Origin of the sequence: Solibacillus sp. FSL W8-0474 (assembly GCF_038004065.1) — a bacterium.
Taxonomy (GTDB): domain Bacteria; phylum Bacillota; class Bacilli; order Bacillales_A; family Planococcaceae; genus Solibacillus; species Solibacillus faecavium.
Map to the genome: position 1 here is coordinate 3,772,335 of NZ_JBBOQJ010000001.1, position 18,422 is coordinate 3,790,756.

At 36.7% G+C, this 18,422-nt stretch carries 16 protein-coding genes; 6 read left to right on the plus strand and 10 right to left on the minus strand.

Annotation, left to right across the window (positions count from 1 at the left end; genetic code table 11):
• Positions 1-514 precede the first annotated feature (514 nt).
• The gene (gene hflX, locus NYE67_RS19095; RefSeq protein WP_340730795.1) at positions 515-1,792 is read right to left on the minus strand and encodes a GTPase HflX; all 1,278 of its coding nucleotides are present in this window, start codon (positions 1,790-1,792) and stop codon (positions 515-517) included.
• A gap of 136 nt (positions 1,793-1,928) precedes the next feature.
• Between hflX and NYE67_RS19100 the strand changes: the two genes are divergently transcribed.
• From NYE67_RS19100 to NYE67_RS19115, 4 genes are all read left to right on the plus strand, one after another.
• On the plus strand, positions 1,929-3,092 hold the full coding sequence (locus NYE67_RS19100; RefSeq protein WP_340726409.1) for a class I SAM-dependent methyltransferase: 1,164 nt from the start codon (positions 1,929-1,931) through the stop codon (positions 3,090-3,092).
• Between the two features lie 202 nt (positions 3,093-3,294).
• Positions 3,295-3,915, plus strand: a complete 621-nt coding sequence (locus NYE67_RS19105; RefSeq protein ID WP_008405849.1) for a DUF47 domain-containing protein — start codon at positions 3,295-3,297, stop codon at positions 3,913-3,915.
• Positions 3,916-3,933: 18 nt separating this feature from the next.
• Complete coding sequence (locus tag NYE67_RS19110; RefSeq protein WP_340726410.1) at positions 3,934-4,950, plus strand: inorganic phosphate transporter; 1,017 nt, start codon at positions 3,934-3,936, stop codon at positions 4,948-4,950.
• Positions 4,951-5,057: 107 nt separating this feature from the next.
• The gene (locus NYE67_RS19115; protein WP_340730796.1) at positions 5,058-7,175 is read left to right on the plus strand and encodes an MMPL family transporter; all 2,118 of its coding nucleotides are present in this window, start codon (positions 5,058-5,060) and stop codon (positions 7,173-7,175) included.
• 324 nt (positions 7,176-7,499) lie between these two features.
• Here the strand turns inward: NYE67_RS19115 and NYE67_RS19120 are convergent, their stop codons facing one another.
• The 7 genes from NYE67_RS19120 to ypfJ all read right to left on the minus strand — a co-directional run bounded on the left by NYE67_RS19120 (position 7,500) and on the right by ypfJ (position 15,135).
• Positions 7,500-7,724 carry a hypothetical protein gene (locus tag NYE67_RS19120; RefSeq protein ID WP_340726412.1) on the minus strand — a complete coding sequence of 75 codons (225 nt, stop codon included), beginning with the start codon at positions 7,722-7,724 and terminating at the stop codon, positions 7,500-7,502.
• Positions 7,725-7,744: 20 nt separating this feature from the next.
• Entirely contained in the window at positions 7,745-8,209 is a 465-nt protein-coding gene (locus NYE67_RS19125) for a hypothetical protein (RefSeq protein ID WP_340726413.1), read from the minus strand.
• A 117-nt stretch (positions 8,210-8,326) separates the two neighbouring features.
• Positions 8,327-9,415 (minus strand): AI-2E family transporter, encoded by a 1,089-nt coding sequence (locus tag NYE67_RS19130; protein WP_340726414.1) that lies wholly within the window; start codon positions 9,413-9,415, stop codon positions 8,327-8,329.
• 147 nt (positions 9,416-9,562) lie between these two features.
• On the minus strand, positions 9,563-11,260 hold the full coding sequence (locus tag NYE67_RS19135; RefSeq protein ID WP_340727295.1) for a M3 family oligoendopeptidase: 1,698 nt from the start codon (positions 11,258-11,260) through the stop codon (positions 9,563-9,565).
• Positions 11,261-11,414: 154 nt separating this feature from the next.
• The gene (locus NYE67_RS19140; RefSeq protein WP_340730797.1) at positions 11,415-13,154 is read right to left on the minus strand and encodes a methyl-accepting chemotaxis protein; all 1,740 of its coding nucleotides are present in this window, start codon (positions 13,152-13,154) and stop codon (positions 11,415-11,417) included.
• A 240-nt stretch (positions 13,155-13,394) separates the two neighbouring features.
• Entirely contained in the window at positions 13,395-14,114 is a 720-nt protein-coding gene (locus tag NYE67_RS19145) for a YebC/PmpR family DNA-binding transcriptional regulator (RefSeq protein ID WP_340730798.1), read from the minus strand.
• Positions 14,115-14,271: 157 nt separating this feature from the next.
• Positions 14,272-15,135 carry a KPN_02809 family neutral zinc metallopeptidase gene (ypfJ, locus tag NYE67_RS19150; RefSeq protein WP_340730799.1) on the minus strand — a complete coding sequence of 288 codons (864 nt, stop codon included), beginning with the start codon at positions 15,133-15,135 and terminating at the stop codon, positions 14,272-14,274.
• Between the two features lie 241 nt (positions 15,136-15,376).
• Between ypfJ and NYE67_RS19155 the strand changes: the two genes are divergently transcribed.
• Both NYE67_RS19155 and NYE67_RS19160 read left to right on the plus strand, forming a co-directional pair.
• Positions 15,377-15,895 carry a sigma-70 family RNA polymerase sigma factor gene (locus NYE67_RS19155; protein WP_340730800.1) on the plus strand — a complete coding sequence of 173 codons (519 nt, stop codon included), beginning with the start codon at positions 15,377-15,379 and terminating at the stop codon, positions 15,893-15,895.
• On the plus strand, positions 15,888-17,249 hold the full coding sequence (locus NYE67_RS19160; protein ID WP_340730801.1) for a hypothetical protein: 1,362 nt from the start codon (positions 15,888-15,890) through the stop codon (positions 17,247-17,249). The genes NYE67_RS19155 and NYE67_RS19160 overlap by 8 nt, the downstream gene beginning before the upstream one ends.
• Before the next feature lie 42 nt (positions 17,250-17,291).
• Here the strand turns inward: NYE67_RS19160 and NYE67_RS19165 are convergent, their stop codons facing one another.
• Positions 17,292-17,753, minus strand: a complete 462-nt coding sequence (locus NYE67_RS19165) for a low molecular weight protein-tyrosine-phosphatase (protein ID WP_340730802.1) — start codon at positions 17,751-17,753, stop codon at positions 17,292-17,294.
• Positions 17,754-17,808: 55 nt separating this feature from the next.
• Complete coding sequence (locus NYE67_RS19170; RefSeq protein ID WP_340730803.1) at positions 17,809-18,411, minus strand: lysophospholipid acyltransferase family protein; 603 nt, start codon at positions 18,409-18,411, stop codon at positions 17,809-17,811.
• Positions 18,412-18,422: the final 11 nt, after the last annotated feature.

Below are 18,422 nucleotides of genomic sequence, written 5' to 3' on the forward strand. Positions count from 1 at the left end.
CCTCCGATTAATAAATATTCCGACAATTAAGTCTGTTGTCTGACATTTGAAATAATACACTTGAAACACTTTAGCGCAATAGTTGATTAAAATCAACAAATAATCAAAATGTTATAATAATGTCATTTTTCATTATTTTCTAACAATTAAGACATATTATTATATTTTAGACTTTTGAATTATAAAGTAATTAATTATATAAAGAAAACATTTTGACTCTTCCTCTTTTTGGATAAATAACCACAAAAAAATTTAAGAGCCTGGGACAAAACGAAAAACATCCATTTTTTCAAGGAAAAAATAGATGTTTTTCTGCTTCTGCCAGAATTGATTTCCGTTACGGGGACGCTTTCCGGGGGGCACGGCCTGAGCCTGTAGTCTCAGGCGTCGTGCTGTTCCCCCAGGAGTCGCCCCTTCACTCCAATCAATTCATATAATATTCATTTCTTAATAAGAGTATTTTCCTTATACAAAGAAATTTCTACTTATGTCCCAGCCTCTTAGATTAATTATTTTATTTCAGGACATAGTTGTCGTATTTTTGATAGTCCGCTTCTTTAAGCTCGAGCGTCAGTAACGTACCATCTTCTTCATATGCTGTTTCAATAATGGTAGCTTGTTCATTTAAATAAGAAACCACAGCTCCTTGATCGTAAGGAATTAACATTTGACAAGTGATATAGTTGGCGAAAATTTGTTTGCGAATAAGCTGCAGCAATTCATCCAAGCCAACATTTTGCTTCGCAGAAAGCCAAATATTATCGCCACTTACTAACGGATATTCTAAACTTGCCAAATCAGATTTGTTGTATACATAAATGGTAGGAATATTCTCAACATCGATAGCCTTCAACGTTTCATTCGTCACGTCCATCATGAAGCGGTATTCTTCATTTGATACATCGACAACATGCAAAAGTAAATCCGCTTCACGTGCTTCTTCCAAAGTCGAACGGAAAGCCTTCACTAAATGGTGAGGTAATTTACTAACAAAACCTACAGTATCCGTAAGTAAAAATGACTTATTGTCTTCAAGTTCGATATTACGGACAGAGGTTTCTAATGTTGCAAAAAGCATATCTTTTTCAAAAACCTGCTTTGTAGTATCTTGGCCAGCCTTTGCAAGCAGCTGGTTCATAATTGTAGATTTCCCTGCGTTTGTATATCCTACAATGGAAACAACTGGTACAGCATTTTTACGGCGTTGCTTACGTTGTGTCTCACGCTGTTCTTTTACTACTTCTAATTCTTTTTTTATTTTCGAAATTTGATCTTCTATCTTTCGACGGTCCAACTCAAGCTTCGTTTCACCTGCACCACGGTTTTTAAAGCCTCCACCTGTGCCACCGCCCTGACGTGATAATGATGCATGAAGCCCAACTAGGCGTGGAAGCATATATTGTAGTTGAGCAAGTTCCACTTGCAATTGCGCTTCACGTGTTTTTGCACGACGACTAAAAATATCTAAAATCAACATAGTACGATCAATTACTTTACATTCTAAATCCCGCTCTAAATTTCGAATTTGCGAAGGGGACAATTCATCATTAAAAATAACAATGTTTGCATTTGTTTCTTCAAAGAATGCTTTAATTTCTTCAATTTTCCCAGTGCCTACATAATGTGACGATGTTACACGCTCTAAATTTTGCGTTACCATACCGACAATTTCTACATCCAATGCTTCTGCTAAATTCGCCAATTCTTCCATTGAATAATCGAAATGCTCATTCTTTTGTAAATTGACTCCGACTAATACACCGCGTTCAACTAATACTTCAACATCTTTCAAACTGTTGCCTCCTTGCTTACATTAAAACTTTTTCCCATCGTATCACACAATTCAAAAGCCTGTACAATGAGACGACAAAGGCGCATTATTATATTATACGAACATGATTATTTTGAAAAAAGAAAAGGCGGTTTTTATGGAATTTGAACAAATGAAAGTGCAGCTTCTCGCACTAATTTCTAATAAAACATTAATCCAAGCAACAATTAGCCAACCTCGGCAAAAATCAAATGACTTAAAACGCGTTAAGCTAAAGCCAGTCGAAATACGCGAAGAATATATGATCCAGCTTGAATATCAATATGAAAGAATTTTAAAGCACGAAAATATTACGGTACAGGATTTGACTGCTAAGCTCGACATGCTTTTTGAACAATTCAGGCAAGTACATGCTGAGTTTCAGGAACAGACGATACATGTACAGCTTTCCAAAAAGAACAAAGTACTCTGGAAATCCAGTCAAAATGCGACGGCAAAACAAGTTGATTTATCACATAATCGTAAAAAACAATACTTACTGGATGACTCCAGAGTACACCCGTTTTTAGTCCGTTTAGGTGTGCAGGCGGAAGATGGGAAGATCAAAAAGCAAAAGTACGATAAGTTTAAACAAATCAATCGATTTGTAGAGTTTATTGATGATTCTTTAGCCCATTTACCAAAAGACAAAACAATTCGTATTTTAGATTTTGGTTCTGGTAAATCGTATTTAACATTTGCGCTGTATTATTATTTAAAAGTCGAAAAAGAACTTGATATTCACGTCACAGGTCTAGACCTAAAGAAAGAAGTAATTGATGAATGTAATCAGATTGCCCAAGATTTAAAGTATGAAAATCTACAGTTTTTAGTAGGAGATATAAATGACTTTAATGAAGAAACTCAGGTCGACATGGTTGTAACGCTACATGCATGTGATGTTGCGACAGATATGGCATTGGCACGTGCAGTGAAATGGGGAGCAAAAGTAATTTTAAGTGTTCCTTGCTGTCAGCATGAGCTTAACCGTCAACTTCAAGCACCAGCTCTATCAGTCATGACTCAACATGGATTAGTGAAAGAGCGCTTTGCTGCATTAGCAACAGACTCCATTCGTGCTGAGTTACTATCACTTGTTGGCTATGACACACAGCTATTAGAGTTTATCGATATGGAAAATACACCAAAGAATATTCTAATCCGTGCATATTTCACCGGGAAAAAGCCAACAAATGAACAACGAGTAAAATATGACGAATTTGTGCGCTTTTTAAATGCAAAGCCCTTTTTAGAAAACGAACTACAAATATTATTGAAATAACATAACTATATTCTCTATTTGCTAATAATTTTCTCTTTATTGACTAAATATAAGCAAATATTCACTTATTCCTTATGTTACAGAATTGTAAAGATTAACTCATACAACGTAAATTTTGTATAGATTTTTTTAAGTTTTTGTTATGATAATTGAGGTTAATTTTTAAAATAATTTCTATTATATAAATTCAGGAGGCAATTCCATGTTTAGTTCAAAGAAGCAAGATCCGTTTTTCTCGGCGTTATTAAAAATTGCTGAAAATATGCGTGAGGGCATTCACTATGCAAATGATTTCCGTATCGAAACGGTTGCAGATTTAAAAGAGATTAGTATTCGTATGAAACAATACGAAACAGCGGGCGATAAATTGATCCATGAATTGATCGTTATGCTGAATAAGTCGTTTATGACGCCAATCGAGCGTGAAGATATATTATCATTAGCCATTCGTATGGATGATGTGTTAGATGGCGCAGAAGGTACGATTGCACACTTCGAAATGTTTTCATTAACAGAAATCGATGAATCGATGCGTGATTTCCTAGCCTACATTGCCAAATCTACAGATGAAATTGTAAAAGCAATGGAACTATTAAACAAAAAGGATCTTGTTGGTATGCGTCAGCATGCGATTTTAATTAAAGATTATGAACGTGAATGCGATGAAGTATTACGTTCTTCTATCAAAAAACTATTTTTAAATGAAAAAGATCCAATTCGTTTAATTAAATTCAAAGACATCTATGAGCAGTTAGAAGAAATTGCTGATTACTGTCAAACAGTGGCAAACACAATTGAAACAATCATTATGCGTAACGCGTAAAATTTAGGGAGTCCTTTTATGAACACACTACTTATCATTACCGTCTTAGTAGTCTTTTTTGCACTTGCATTTGACTTCATTAATGGTTTTCATGATACTGCAAATGCTATTGCAACATCTGTTTCTACACGTGCCCTACCACCTCGAGTAGCGGTAATCATGGCAGCAATCATGAACTTTTTAGGTGCCATTACATTTGTAGGCGTAGCTAAAGCGATTGCATCAGATATTGTTGATCCATTTGCATTATCAACTCCGGATGCACCATTAATTGGTTCTGTTGTTATACTAGCAGCATTATTATCTGCAATTACTTGGAACTTAGTCACTTGGTATTTTGGAATTCCATCAAGTTCTTCACATACATTGATTGGTTCAATTGCCGGTGCAGCCATTGCAGCATCAGGAATTGGTGTTTTAAATTATGGTGGCTTTTCTAAAATTCTTATCGCTTTATTAGCTTCACCAATTATTGCTATTACTGTCGGATATATTATGATGACACTTATGAAGTTCCTTTTTAAAGATATGAATCTTTATAAAACAAATAAGGGCTTCCGTATTATGCAAATTTTTACGGCTGCGATCCAGTCATTTACACACGGTACAAACGATGCGCAAAAAGCAATGGGTATTATTACAATGGCACTTATTGCAGCCAATTGGCAAACGACTGATGATGTACAAAGCTGGGTACGTTTCGCCTGTGCTTTAGCAATGGGTCTCGGTACATCAATTGGTGGTTATAAAATTATTAAAACAGTTGGCGGGAAAATCATGAAAATCCGCCCTGTAAATGGTGCAGCAGCCGATATTTCTTCTGCATCGATTATTTTTGGGGCAACACTAATCCATTTACCAGTATCTACAACACATGTTATTTCATCTGCGATCATGGGTGTTGGTGCAGCTCAAAATGTTAAAGGCGTAAACTGGGGAATGGCTCGTAAAATAGTCACTACTTGGATTATTACAATGCCTATCTCTGCTGTCATGGCAGCAGTTATTTACACAATATTAAACATATTCTTTTAGTTGGAGGGTAGGTATGTTCCGAAATTTCATTCGGGCAAACCTCCCTCTTTTCTTTTTTCCCAGGAATCTATTACACTGTAATTACTGAGAAAGAAAGGCGGTATTAGATGAAACAGTTCGCAGCATTTGTCACAAGGTTCGCAAAGCCCATAGTTATTATATGGTGTACGCTTTTAGTCATTCTTGCCTATTTGGCACTACAACTTCCCGCTAAACTGCAAGGGGATGGATTTTTTTATGATGGGGATCATTCTTATGTAACAGATGAGCTTTCCGAAACTTTCAACCTACCTGCAAAAACGATTTTCATATTGTTTGATGATAAAACCGACGAAGAAATCAATACAGCACTTGAAAGTTTAGAAGCGATCGAGGAAATACAAACTATTACCTCTCCAGTAGGTGTGGAAGAATTAAATAACAATGAGTATGCTTACGGTCTTTTGGAATTTGATAACACAGTCGTTGATTACTTCCCCATTATTGATGAACTGAGAGAAAAGCTCGGTGAAAATAATGGCATTTCCATTACGGGCGAACCTGTTATTTCAAAAGATATTAATCTAGCTAGCCAAAATGATTTAATTAAAGCAGAGACAATTGGTTTACCTATTGCATTGATTGTCCTACTCCTTGCATTCGGTACTATTGTTGCCTCATTACTGCCAATTTTTGTTGGTGGTGCAACGGTTGTAATGACACTCGGTATTTTAACACTTTTAGGGGATTCAGTTAACCTATCCATTTTCGTGTTAAATATTGTGCCAATGCTCGGTTTGGCGTTAAGTATCGATTTCGCTTTATTATTAATCAATCGTTATCGTGAAGAGCGCAATACACAGTCAATTGAACACTCTGTACAAACCGCTATTCAAACAGCAGGGCGCTCGATTATATTTTCCGCACTTTGTGTAATGATTGGGCTCGGTGCAATGGTTGTCATTGATGTTGAGATTTTCATGAATATCGCTTTGGGCGGAACAATTGTTGTGCTATTGGCAGTATTAACAGGGCTAACTCTTTTACCTGCAACTCTTATTCTGCTCGGAGACCGTTTAAATAAAGGACGTATTTTCCGTATCAAGCCGACTGCCTCTCGTTGGCAAAAGTTTGCCGCTTTCGTTATGAAGCGTCCCGTCACGATTATTTTCGTTGCCGTTATCCTTCTAATCATTGCAATGGTACCGATTAAAGATATTGAGTTAACGATTCCTTCAACGGAGTCATTACCGACTTCTTATGAATCTCGCCAAACTTTCGATAAACTGGATGAAGAATTTGGCATAGCTGAAAATACACCTGTCTTCTTACTTGCTGAAAACTATGATGACTGGGATACGACAGATGGACGCGAAAAAATATTTGATATTCAACAACAGCTATTAGATGATCCAATGGTAGACCGAGTAACTTCTATGTTTACGGTGGCAAATATTGAATCTGCTGAAATGTGGGAAATGGCAAATAGTAACCCACAAGCACCGGGAGTACTCGATGAAGTTGCCGAAAACTTTATTAAAGAAGATAAAATGTATATGGTGGCCTATTTAAATACAACTGGTGCAACTTCAGAAGCACAGGATTTTGTACGCGACTGGATGGATAAAGATTTAGGTGTTGATTTCGCATTGTCTGGTCAAGCGAAGTTCAACCAGGAAATATTTGATGAAATAGCAAATAAGGTACTTATTGCAATTGCGATTATCATCGTTTCAACATTCTTTATTTTAATGGTGGCATTCCGATCGATTTTAATTCCATTAAAGGCGATTATCATGAACATTTTAGGGCTTGGTGCAACGTTCGGGATTCTCGTCTACATATTCCAATATGGACATTTCGGTTTGGAGGCAACAACACTTGTGTTGATAGTTCCTGTTCTTATATTCTGTTTAGTATTCGGATTAAGTATGGACTACGAGGTATTTTTAATTTCCCGTATTCAAGAGGAATATTTAAAAGGTTCAACTAATACAAAAGCAACAATAGATGGACTTGTCTCAACAAGTAAAATCATTACTTCAGCCGCACTTATTATGATCGTCATTACTGGCGCATTTGCATTTACTGATGTAATGCCTGTTAAGCAAATTGGTGTCGGTATTGCAATAGCTATTGCCATTGATGCAACAATTATCCGACTCATGCTTGTTCCTAGTTTCATGAAGCTGTTCGGCGATTGGAACTGGTGGCTGCCGTTTAGAAAAGACACAAGACCGAAATAAAGAGAAAATGAGAATAGCCATCTATCCTGATTTATGAGGATAGATGGCTATTTTAAATTCACTGTAAATGGTAGATGTAAATTTATTTGAACAAATCGAATGGAATTTAGAACACCTTGAGATGATTTTAGAACATCCATAACCTATTTTAGCATTTCTCTAACACTTATTAGCACAACACATTAGGTTATTAGAAAATTACAATTTTATTAGATGTTTTAAAAATATATTAAAACAGTCCCTTATTTATTAGAAAATAACCTATATACTATTGTTAAAATTCCCTCTCGCCGTAGACACAACAAGAGGGATTAGCTCATTATATTAACCTAAATAAAGTAGCTCTTCATAATAATGATGTGCCGATTTCGAATAGCTTGGCTGCTCATCTTTTTGCTGTTCAATTTGCTTCGGCTCTTTAGGCTCCCACAGCATATAAAATGCTTGAATTGCAACAACGATAATAATAGAAGCGACTAAAATTATAGCTATGATAATTTTTACCATTTTATTCCCCGACATCTCTTTTGATTGCTGCTCCTGCCCCATCCTTCATATCCCCCACTTATCTATTTTGAAAGTCGGAAACCATCTTCACGTAAATAAGCGACAGCGTCTTCACGCGTACCGAATGTTTCCTCTAAATTTCCTTGATGATAAATATTCCAAGAACGATCGTTAAATTCGAGATTCAGCTTCGTACCTTCACGAGATACCCATGTCTCGATAATAGGCAAGTCCTCTACTTCTTCTTCCGATAAATAGTCGATGGCATCACGTACAATTTCACGTAACGCTTCTTCGTCATAATCACGAATGTTCACAAGTCCATTGTCGCCTGCTTCTTTTTCATATTTTAATAAGTCTCCTACGAAAACAAAACCATTGCCGTTAGGGTGCAACTTTTCTACAACAATTGTTTTTTCGTAAAGGCTTCCTTCAAAGTGATAATTCACACGTTTTAATGAAATTTCCTTTTTAGTCAACTGAGGAAATGATTCGATAATTTCTTGTTTTTGTTCAAATGTTAGCATTGTATGCTCCTTTTAAATGTCTTTTCAATTATTTAGTATACCGTGTTCAGTGAAAATTAAAAAGCGAAGCATATACTTATCATATATGCTCCGCAATATTAACACTATTAAATATAGCTATACCGTCTTATTGGCTGTCTCTTTAATTTGTTTACGTTCTCCATAAATATTCTGAACGATTACTTTAATGACGCAGTACGTAGGAATGGCGATTAAAATTCCGATAAATCCGGCAATATTTCCTGCTGCCAATACAATCGAAATAACTGTCAGTGGATGAATATCCAAAGATCTGCCCATTACATTTGGTGTAATTAAGTTACTTTCTACTTGCTGAGCCACAAGTGTGATAACAGCAACCCAAATAACGTCAAACGGATCATAAATCATTGCCACAATCACAGCCGGTAAAAGCGAAAGCCATGGACCGATAAATGGAATCATATTCATGAAAAATGCAAATAAAGCAAGTAATAACGAATACTCCAATTTAATGATCAAGTAGCCAATGTACATCATGATTGCGAGTAAAAAGCTGACCAATACTTGTCCTTGTACATAGCTTCTTAATACATTATCAATGTCTTCTAAAGTTTTCTTCACCCATGTGCGACGTTCCCCGGAAAATATACCATAAATTTGGGGAGCAAACTTTTCATGGTCTTTCAACATGAAAATAAAGAAAAACGGCGCTAATACTAAAGTTAATGTCACCGTTACCGCTCCACTTAAGAAGGACATAAGATATTTACTACTTGCGACAGCAATGTCTTGAATGGAATTGGTTACCGACCCGATAAACTCTTCTACCTGAGGAGGTAACATCGGAATATTTTCCTTATTATCTAAAATAAAATCAGCTGCTTCTTCAATATCTTTCGCGATTGTCGGTGCATTTTCAACAAGTCTGTTTACTTGGGTTGCTACTGGAGATCCAACTAAAATCAAAAAGCTTGCGAATAAACCGGCAATTATAAGAACAATTGTAATTAAACTTCCCCATCTCGGCATTCCGCGTTTTTCCAATATACGCTGCAACGGCTCTGAAATATAATAGAGCACTCCGCCGAGTAGTAGCGGTACAAGAATTGTCGTAAAAATAATGATAATTGGATTAAATATCGCATGAATTTCAATAAAATATTTAATAATCAGTAAAGTAATTAAAATCCCTACCCCAACTTGAAACCACAGCTTCCTTGTCATCGGCTCACTCTCTTTCTCAACTATCTTTTTCTTTTATTAATCACTATAGATTATGTACGTTTTAGCATGCCATAAAGCTTCATAAAATACAAAATAAAAAGGCATTGTTTTGCAACTGAGTATTTGCAAAACAATCCTTTTTATCTACTATAGTTTTTTATCGTCGATTGAATTTAAATAGTCCTCAATTGTGCCAATAACTGACTCTACACAGCCATCCTCAAATGGAGAAACTAAGCCGGCTTCTTCAACAAGTTTTGTGAATGCAAATGAACCGCCAAGACTACATAGGTGAAGATAGTCCTTCCAAGCTCCTTCAAAATCTTCTCGTGAACGTTTCCAAAATTGGAATGCACAAATTTGCGCTAACGTATAGTCGATATAATAGAATGGGCTTGAATAAATATGCCCTTGTCGTTGCCAAAAAGCACCTGATTCTAAATAATCATGTCCATCATAATCACGATGTGGTAAATATTTCGCCTCAATTTCTTTCCATGCAGCATTGCGTTCAGCTGGTGTCATTTGTGGATTTTCATACACGACATGCTGGAATTCATCTACTGCTACACCATATGGTAAGAATAGTAGCCCGCTGCTCAAATGAGAGAATTTATACTTATCTGTCTGATGCTTGAAGAATAGCTCCATCCATGGCCAAGTAAAGAATTCCATACTCATTGAATGAATCTCAGCTGACTCATATGTCGGCCATAAGTATTCAGGAATCCCAATATTTCGGCTTGAATATACTTGGAATGCATGGCCAGCCTCATGTGTCAGTACATCGATATCTCCGGATGTGCCATTAAAGTTTGAGAAGATGTACGGAGATTCATAATCTTCGATAAACGTACAATACCCACCGCTCTCCTTACCTTTCTTCGCAACTAAATCCATTAAATCATGCTCGATCATATAGTTGAAGAACTCGCCTGTTTCATTTGATAATTCTTCGTACATTTTCTTACCATTATCAATAATCCATTGTGGGTCCCCTTGAGGTACAGCATTTCCTGTTAAGAACGTTAAGCCCTCATCATAGAACTTGAAGTCTTCTACACCAATTCGTTCCGCTTGGCGCTCATATAGTTTTGATGCAAGAGGAACGATATATTCACGTACTTGCTCACGGAATTTTGCGACCATCTCTGCATTGTAGTCAATACGGTTCATGTTGACATAGCCTAGTTCCACATAGTTTTTGAAGCCTAATTGTGTCGCGATTTCATGTCGCAGCTTCACTAAATCATCATAAATTTGATCGAATTTCTCTTTATTTGAAGCAAAAAAGTCTGCCGTCGCTTTACGTGCTGCTTTACGAACTTCACGATCTGTAGATTCTGCGTATGGCCCCATTTGTGCCAATGTCAATGTTTTACCATCAAATTCAATTTGAGCAGAAGCAACTAGCTTGCTGTATTCAGATGTTAATTTATTTTCCTTTTGCATAAGCTCGATTACTGCAGGCGAGAAACCTTTTAATAAGTTTTCCGCTAAAGCAAAGAGCTGCGTACCCCACTTCTCTTCTAACTGAGCTCGGAATGGCGATTTCACCAGTTCTGTATAGTAATTAAAAACAAGCTCATCTGCCAGTGGGCTTACTTCATCAATAAAATCACGCTCTTTTTGATAATAGTCATCATTCGTATCAATTGATGCACGCACATAAACGATATTGGCCATTGTAGAAAATGTGTTACGAATGGCGTTTAATTTTTCGATAACCGCGCTTTGCTCATCTACAGTAGCGGCAGTTTTAAACTCTTCTAATAATGCTGCTGTTTGTTCTTTCATCTGTTCTAAATCTGGACGTTTATATTCAAATTCTTTAAATGTTACCAAACTCATTCACCCCATCTAGTAATTCAAAATACACTCTTTATTATTTATTATAATGTAAAAAATTGCAATTATTATCAGAATATTTATCCTTTTCTTATAAATAATCAAAAATAAACAGTGGAGAATTGTCGCCACCGTTTATCCTTGTAACCCTTTATATTCGAAAACGACTAATTGATTCTTGAAGACCCGTAATCTCGTCCGTTAAATTGCTTGCTGAAGTAGTTACAACAGACATGGCGCTTTGCTGCTCTTCAACAGAAGCTGTCATCTCTTCCGCCATTGCAGCATTCCTTTCACTTACATGGGAGATACTTTCGACAGCATCAATAATGACTATTTTTGTTGTATTTAATTCCGAAATACTTGCTGATACTTCCTCTATGGATTGGCTTATTTGCTGTACCGCTTGCTCTATTTCTTTAAACGAATGTTCCGTATTGCTTACTGATGCATTTTGCTCGTGAATAATTTTATATGTTTTGCTCATTTCTGTCGTTACTAAACTTGTTTCATTTTCAATTCCTCGCAAAGTAGTTTTCACCAAATCTGTAGCATTCGTCGTTTGGTCAGCTAACTTTCTTACTTCTTCCGCCACCACTGCAAATCCTTTTCCATGCTCACCTGCTCGAGCTGCTTCTATCGATGCATTAAGGGCAAGTAAATTCGTCTGGTCTGAAATTTCATTGATTGAACCAACGATACCTTCAATTTCTCTTACTTTATTTGTTAATGATTCAAATACTGTCTGCATTTGTTCTATCAGCTCAATAGATTCATTTGAATGCGCTTTTAAATGAACTAAATTTCGTAATCCCTGCTCATTTGAGCTTTGCATTTGGACTGAAGATTGAAGCATAAAATTATTCTTTTCATGTAAATGCTCTACCTCCCCTGCAAACTGGACAATTGTACGGTTTGTCGCATCGGTATCCATGGCCTGTTGCGATGCCCCTTCAGCAACTGCACTCACTGCTTTTATAATTTCATCACTATGTGCATTCGTTTCTTCAGTAACTGCAGTTAAATTTTCAGATGTATCTTGAATCTCTACAATTGTTTCCTGAATTTCGCTTACTAAGTTCTTTAACTGGACACACATTTCATTAAAGCCTGTATTTAATGTACCAATTTCATCTTTACGTTCCATTTGTAATACTTCTACTGTTAAATCCCCTTGTGCCACTTGATGTACTTGCTTTGCTAAGCGATGTAAAGGTTGGGCCAAATGGCGTGAAAATAATATAGATACGATTGTTGCCAATATTGTGGAGCCGATAAGCGTTCCGATGATAACCCATAAAAGTGACAGAATTGGTGCATTAAAATCCTTTAAATAACTTCCTGATGTTACAATCCAATTCCAATTCGGGTCTACAACTGAATAAATAAGTTTAGGTGCTTCTATGTCTGTCCCTGGTAGTGGGAAATCATAATATGTGAAGCCCCCTCCCGCTTCTGCCTGTGCCTTTACCTCTTGTATATAATATTTACCCGAGCCATCTTTATTCTCCCATAAATTATCCCCTTCACGGGTCGGGTGACCAAGTAATGTCCCGTCATGGCCTAAAATATAAATATAGCCATTTTCCCCTAAATCACTTGGATTCGATAATGGACGCTTACCTTCACTATCCTTTGGGCCGATTAATACGGTTAATACTTCCTCCTGCGCTTGTTCAATTGAAATTTCTCCAGCTTTCACTCGCTCATTCGTCGTAGCGATTAACTGTAATGAAGTTTCTACACTATTTTTTATGATTGTTTCGCCAAGCTGATCCATACCACTCTTTGCCTGGAAATAGCTCGCAGTACCTATTATCACACTTGGAATAAAGAATAATAAAAATGAAAAAACTAATAACTTCCCCCTGATTGAACTTAAAACTTTCATTTAATCCCCCCGCAAATAATTACTATTATTATGATACTTTTATCTGCTTTACGTATAATATTATGTATTAAATCCCTCAAAGTCTGGAATAGTATAACTTACTCTTTTATTTAAAACTATAAAAAAACTAAGTGTGCTATAAAATAACAAAAAGTTGTGTCTTTTTTATTGAAGTTTATTCGAATACCTTCACATATAAAAAAAGAGCTGCCCGGTTAAACTTACCCGGCAGCCCAACTATTATTCACCTAAATCAGCATTGTGATATACACGTTGCACGTCTTCTAAATCTTCCAGTGCATCAATCATCTTTTCGAATTTCGCTAGATCATCACCATCTAAAGCTACTTCAGTCATTGGTAGCATCGTTAACTCTGCTACAGTAAAATCTTCAATGCCAGCTGCTTTAAACGCTTCTTGAGTTGCATGGAATTGTTCCGGCTCAACGTAAACGATAATTGTTCCTTCTTCTTCCATAATATCACGCATATCCAAGTCAGCTTCCATTAAGATTTCCAGTATTTCATCTTCTGATTTACCTTCAATACCGAATACAGCTGTATTTTGGAACATATGTGCCGCAGAGCCTGATACACCCATGTTTCCGCCATTTTTACCGAATGCTGCACGTACTTCTGAAGCTGTACGGTTTACGTTGTTTGTTAATGCATCAACGATAACCATTGTACCTGCTACACCGAAACCTTCATAGCGTAACTCATCGAATTGCTCATCGCCGCCACCTTTTGCTTTGTCAATTGCTTTTTCAATAATATGCTTTGGTACAGAGTAAGTTTTCGCGCGTTCTAAAACTGTTTTCAGTGCACGGTTAGATTCCGGGTTTGGTTCCCCAGATTTAGCCGCCACATAAATTTCACGACCAAACTTTGCATAAATACGGCTGTTAGCTGCATCTTTACCAGCTTTTTTATCTTTAATGTTATTCCATTTACGACCCATTATATCCACTCTCTTTCGATTATCTATTCATCACGTTATTAAGAAACGAAAAAATATTATTTAACTTACTCATTATACATAAAGTCCAAAAAAAATTAAATTGCCTTCTCAAAAAAATGTAAAACCTGTAGCAATTTTTCATATGCTACAGGTTTCATTATAACTGTGAAGCCTCTAAGCTAAATGTATCGCCACCTTGAAGTGTCCCGGCATCATAGCCTTTATTAAACCAGCGCATCCGTTGTTCGCTTGTACCATGAGTAAAGCTTTCCGGTACGACATAACCTTGCGCTTCCATTTGTAATGTATCGTCACCAATGGCATTTGCTGCAGTTAATGCTTCTTCAAAGTCGCCTTCTTCCAGATAGCCTTTGTTTTGTATGTGATGTGCCCATACACCTGAATAATAATCCGCCTGTAATTCTAGGCGTTTAACTGCTTCATTGTACTGAGCCTGTGATACTTTACCGCTTAAAGCATGCACTTCTTGAGAAGTTCCTAGCAATGTTTGTACATGATGTCCTACTTCATGCGCCACAACATATGCCATCGCAAAATCTCCTGGTGCATCAAAGCGATTTTTTAATTCTTTATAAAAGCTTAAATCTATATATAGCTTATAATCAGCCGGACAATAAAACGGCCCTACCGCGGCACTCTGTAATCCGCAGCCTGAGCTTACACTATCAGTAAATAACACAAGTGTTGGATTTTGATAAGTTAGCCCATTATCTGCAAATAATTTTTGCCATACATCCTCCGTGTCGGCAAGTACAACCGAAACAAATTCAGCTAATTCCTCTTCCTCTGCAGTCGGCTCGTAATTTTCCGTCGCAACACCGTTTTGTGTAATACCTTTTGCGACTTCAGATATAACATCCCTAGCATCTCCACCATTTAATAATGTAAAGATAATAGCTATTATAATTCCAACACCGCCTAGGCCACCTCCAATTTTCCCAGCACTCATTCCCCGCCGATCTTCCACATTACTACTCTTTCGTCTGCCTTTAACATCCATTTATTTTACCTCCAAAATCATTTATGCGTAACCGTTTGTCCGGATTCAGTTGAGCACTGACGCAAAACGTAACATAAATACAATAAGTGATTCACGATATACTTTGCCCTATAATTACCCTAAATAGCGTTTCCTATAACGTACTGGATAAATTGAAATACATTAAAATTACCATTTGCTAAAACGAGAACTGTATTTGTTTCGTCTAATGGATAAATCAATAGAAAGGAGCGCTTTTTATATGATGCTTTCCGATGAACAAGCATTTCAGCAAGTAATGGAAACGTATAGCGATTATCTGCTCCGCATTGCCTACTTATATGTGAAGGACTGGCAAGTAGCAGAAGATATTGTGCAAGACTCCTTTTTATCGTATTACGTCAAGTTCGAGCAGTTTGAAGAACGTGCATCATTAAAAACTTACCTCGTACGCATTGTTATCAATAAATGCAAAGATTATTTAAAAAGCTGGTCATACCGAAAACAGCAATTAACAAACACCTTTTTTCAAACAAAAACAGATCCACAAAAGATGCTTCAACAAGCAGAACGACTCGATATTGCCGAAGCAATTTTAAACTTACCTATACCTTTAAGGGAAGTCATTATTTATTACTACTATGAGGAACTCTCTGTTCTGGAAGTTGCAAACTTGTTAAGAATATCTGATAACACCGTAAAAACGAGGATGCGAAGAGCAAGACAATTATTAAAGGAAAATCTTTCTGCAGATGAATGGGAGGTGCTTGCCAATGAATGAGATAAAACGTCAGCTTAATAAAAAAATGGGTGCTACTTCTAAAAGAGCGGAACAAGTAATAGCAAAAGTAAACGAGCAAAAGCGGCAAAAGCAGCCTACAAAAAAATCCAACCGATTATACTACGCAACGTTTACAACCTTTTTAGCAGTAATTACTTTTACATTTCTTGTAGTGAATCCGTGGTCATCAAATGACTCAAGCCAAACAACCCCAACTCCACCTGTAGATGAAGAAACAAAGGAAAATATAGATTTACCATTACAAAATTACTTTAAAAAGGATGGCGATGTTGCTTATTTTCTTGGTATGGGAAATGAATATGCAGGATTTACAGAAACAACAACATGGCTGTTTGATGACTATGTAGAAATATTGGAAGATAATACTGGCGCAGTGATGCAAAAAATTTACCGTATAAAAACAGATGCAATTGAACTTGTGTATCAGGAAATGATGGAATTTGAAAAAAAATCGTTTACGTTAGCACAACTAAACGATTTAGCACCTTTACAAACTATTATTAAATTACCTATAACGGATGGTTTTACATTTGAAGGGAAAACCATGTCGTACCCAGTAAAACTGATAACACCTTACAAGGAATATGATAACTTAATACAAATTACTGAGGAGAGTGAAGGATGGAAAAACCACTTTTATTATGATGATGGCGACGGACTTGTTGCTATGAAAACTCTTCCAAAGGATGCTAAGGATGGTGAAGAAATATTATCATTATTAGGATCGATCAATGAATTACCAACACTAAACAAAGAGAAAGTTATTTCGTTTAGAAACCTTTCAACGAATACAGTGGAAGAAATTCCGTTTTACCAGTTAACATTTTTAGATCAACTTTTATTATACAAGTATGCGGCTGGTAACTTTGAATTGACGTATGAATCGCTATTTAAATATAACGAAGCTGAAATTGGCGTTTTTAAATACCATTGTCTCGAAAATTATTGTGAAATGGCATTCGTTAAAAGACTTAATGAGGAAGTTATATTCGGCAGTAAAGTATGGGGGGAAATGCAGAGCTTTAAGCGTTCACCAAATTTAGAAAATGTCATTATTTCCATTAACCATGATGAATATTACGAAGACTCTTCCTTTTCTCGAAGTATGCTTCATGTGCTTAATATTGATAAGATGGCAGTTATTATACCAAACTCCAATCAAGATTATTTTACTGATCCATGGTATCCAATCTTTCATTACGAATGGATAGATGACACGACAATTCAAGCGGAAGTGCCAGACGTAGAAAATTATGAATCACCGACACTTTATAAGTGGCAGCAGTCACAAGAGAAAAAAAGGAAAATCATCGAAGTTTCCTTATCCTATTAAAATGAACAGCGGGATTGATCTCTTCATCAACCCCGCTCTTTATTATTTCATATCTTTCAAAATACGGTCCAGCAGCGCCTCGCACCCTTCCAAGCAAAGCTCATAAGTTTCCTGAAAGTCACCTGTATACCATGGGTCAGGTACATCCTTCTTATGATTAGTGAGATCAAGGAAGCGGAATATTTTCGCATCCTCTTCTGCACGCAACATTTCAACTGTATTAGTTACATTACTTTCATCCATACAAACAATATAATCAAAGCTATCCAGATCACCGCTTCGTAATTGGCGAGCTTTCATACCGCTTGTAGTAATACCAAACTCCTGTAGTTTCGCCTTTGTCCCTTTATGTGGAGGCTCACCGATATGGTAGTTGCTCGTCCCTGCTGAATCGACTTTAATTTGCTCAGTTAAACCACGCTTTTCTATCAAATCACGCATGACCGCCTCTGCCATGGGAGAACGGCAAATATTTCCTAAGCACACGAATAACACTTGTTTCATATTGACTCCTCCTCATAAAGAAGCCACCCACAAAAATATAGGCAGCTTCTATATATTACTTCACTTCTGGATGCATATCTTTTAGGTGGACAGTCAGTCGGTTGAGCTCTTGTTCCAAAAACTGTACCGATTTTTCACGACCTTCTTTTCCCGCTTCCACTGTAAATGGCTTGCCGTAAATTAAATAGCCTTTTTGACGTTTGAATACACCCTTTGCATTTTTCGGTCCGATATAGGCAGCGGGCACAATTTCTGCCTTAGATAGTTGGGCGATTGTAACAGCACCGGCTTTTAATTCCGAGTTTTCGGAGCTTCTTGTCCCACTAGGAAATATCCCTACAACCTTTCCCTCTTTAATAAGTTGGCGAGGGATTTTAATCACACTAGGCCCTGGATTATCACGATCAACTGGAAATGCATTCAACCTTTTAATAAGCCAACCTAAGCCTTTAACATCGAACAATTGCTTTTTAGCCATAAAATGTACTTCTCTTGGCAACATCGATATTCCCAAATTTAAAATGTCGATATAGCCATTATGCGTACAAGCAATGACAAAGCCTCCTTCTTTCGGTATATTTTCTTTCCCATATACCTTTGCCTTTGACCCGTTAACTCCTAAAATACCATATACAACATTTGCAATAAATTTATACACTGTTCATTCCT

Coding starts and splice junctions, on each gene's coding strand:
- NYE67_RS19100 (WP_340726409.1), top strand. CDS start 1,929: ATGGAATTTGAACAAATGAAAGTGCAGCTTCTCGCACTAATTTCTAAT.
- NYE67_RS19105 (WP_008405849.1), top strand. CDS start 3,295: ATGTTTAGTTCAAAGAAGCAAGATCCGTTTTTCTCGGCGTTATTAAAA.
- NYE67_RS19110 (WP_340726410.1), top strand. CDS start 3,934: ATGAACACACTACTTATCATTACCGTCTTAGTAGTCTTTTTTGCACTT.
- NYE67_RS19115 (WP_340730796.1), top strand. CDS start 5,058: ATGAAACAGTTCGCAGCATTTGTCACAAGGTTCGCAAAGCCCATAGTT.
- NYE67_RS19120 (WP_340726412.1), bottom strand. CDS start 7,724: ATGGGGCAGGAGCAGCAATCAAAAGAGATGTCGGGGAATAAAATGGTA.
- NYE67_RS19125 (WP_340726413.1), bottom strand. CDS start 8,209: ATGCTAACATTTGAACAAAAACAAGAAATTATCGAATCATTTCCTCAG.
- NYE67_RS19130 (WP_340726414.1), bottom strand. CDS start 9,415: ATGACAAGGAAGCTGTGGTTTCAAGTTGGGGTAGGGATTTTAATTACT.
- NYE67_RS19140 (WP_340730797.1), bottom strand. CDS start 13,154: ATGAAAGTTTTAAGTTCAATCAGGGGGAAGTTATTAGTTTTTTCATTT.
- NYE67_RS19145 (WP_340730798.1), bottom strand. CDS start 14,114: ATGGGTCGTAAATGGAATAACATTAAAGATAAAAAAGCTGGTAAAGAT.
- ypfJ (WP_340730799.1), bottom strand. CDS start 15,135: ATGGATGTTAAAGGCAGACGAAAGAGTAGTAATGTGGAAGATCGGCGG.
- NYE67_RS19155 (WP_340730800.1), top strand. CDS start 15,377: ATGATGCTTTCCGATGAACAAGCATTTCAGCAAGTAATGGAAACGTAT.
- NYE67_RS19160 (WP_340730801.1), top strand. CDS start 15,888: ATGAATGAGATAAAACGTCAGCTTAATAAAAAAATGGGTGCTACTTCT.
- NYE67_RS19165 (WP_340730802.1), bottom strand. CDS start 17,753: ATGAAACAAGTGTTATTCGTGTGCTTAGGAAATATTTGCCGTTCTCCC.